The following is a 621-nucleotide window of genomic DNA, read 5'->3' as shown; positions in this document are numbered from 1 at the left end:
CTCGGCGACAACGCCAAGGGCTCGCTGATCACCCGGGGCCTCGCGGAGACGACCCGCCTGGGCCTGGCGATGGGCGCCGACCCGCTGACCTTCTCCGGACTCGCCGGTCTCGGTGACCTGGTGGCCACCTGCTCCTCGCCGCTGTCCCGCAACCACACCTTCGGCACCAACCTCGGCAAGGGCATGACCCTCGCGGAGACCATCGCGGTCACCAGGCAGACCGCCGAGGGCGTCAAGTCCTGCCAGTCGGTGCTGGATCTGGGCCGCCGGCACGGTGTCGACATGCCCCTCACCGAGACCGTCGTGGGCATCGTGCACGAGGGCAAGCCGCCGGTGGTGGCCCTCAAGGAGCTGATGTCGCGCAGTGCGAAGCCCGAGCGACGCTGAGCGAACCCGCGGGGCGGACGCTGCCCCAGGACCCTGCCTACGGGTACTCTCATCGCGATATGAGCAGCGAGAACCTCCCCCAGAGCCCTGAGCAGTCGCCTCGCAAGCCGCGCGTGGCCGTCGTGTTCGGCGGGCGCAGCTCCGAACACGGGATCTCCGTGGTCACCGCCGGCGCCGTCCTCAAGGCCATCGACCGGACGCGCTACGACGTCCTGCCGATCGGCATCACCCAGG

General features: G+C 70.5%; 1 protein-coding gene and 1 pseudogene. Both read left to right on the top strand.

The annotated features are described in order from the left end of the window. A partial coding sequence (locus tag CCN42_RS24765; RefSeq protein ID WP_339384417.1) for an NAD(P)H-dependent glycerol-3-phosphate dehydrogenase occupies positions 1-387 on the top strand: 387 nt, incomplete at its 5' end. 59 nt (positions 388-446) lie between these two features. Next, positions 447-621 (top strand): annotated as a pseudogene (locus tag CCN42_RS24760) (D-alanine--D-alanine ligase A); the annotation flags it as partial.

Origin of the sequence: Streptomyces glaucescens (assembly GCF_002154375.1) — a bacterium.
Taxonomy (GTDB): Bacteria; Actinomycetota; Actinomycetes; order Streptomycetales; family Streptomycetaceae; genus Streptomyces; species Streptomyces glaucescens.
The sequence above is the reverse complement of the archived record's forward strand: the minus strand, read 5'-3'. Positions and strand labels throughout refer to the sequence as shown.